General features: G+C 42.6%; 1 protein-coding gene. It reads left to right on the top strand.

Annotated elements, in window-relative coordinates:
• Positions 1-458, top strand: a 458-nt coding sequence (locus A1232T_RS00100; protein ID WP_143513919.1) for an IS3 family transposase, incomplete at both ends; no start/stop codon positions are given.

Below are 458 nucleotides of genomic sequence, written 5' to 3'. Positions count from 1 at the left end.
ACCTATATCTGGACGAATGAGGGTTGGCTGTACTTAGCAGGGGTCAAAGACTTATACACCAAAGAGCTTGTCGGTTACGCTATTAACAAGCGTATGACCGCAGATTTAGTTTGCAAAGCACTAAATATGGCCATCAAGAGTAAACGTCCAAGCAAAGGGCTAATCGTTCATTCAGACAGAGGCAGTCAGTATTGCAGTCACGCCTACCACAAGACCATTAAGCAGCATCAATTTATAGGCTCAATGAGCGGCAAAGGCAACTGTTTCGATAACGCTCCGATAGAAAGCTTCTGGGGCACATTAAAGAATGAGCTGGTATATCATCAAGACTATAAAACAAGGTTCACAGCCATCAATGATATTATCAGTTATATCGAGCTGTACTACAATCAGACGAGGATTCAAAAGGGTTTGGGCTATCAATCGCCAAGACAGGTGTGGTTTGATTATTATCGTCA

It is taken from the genome of Psychrobacter pasteurii (assembly GCF_900162815.1).
Taxonomy (GTDB): domain Bacteria; phylum Pseudomonadota; class Gammaproteobacteria; order Pseudomonadales; family Moraxellaceae; genus Psychrobacter; species Psychrobacter pasteurii.
The sequence above is the reverse complement of the archived record's forward strand: the minus strand, read 5'-3'. Positions and strand labels throughout refer to the sequence as shown.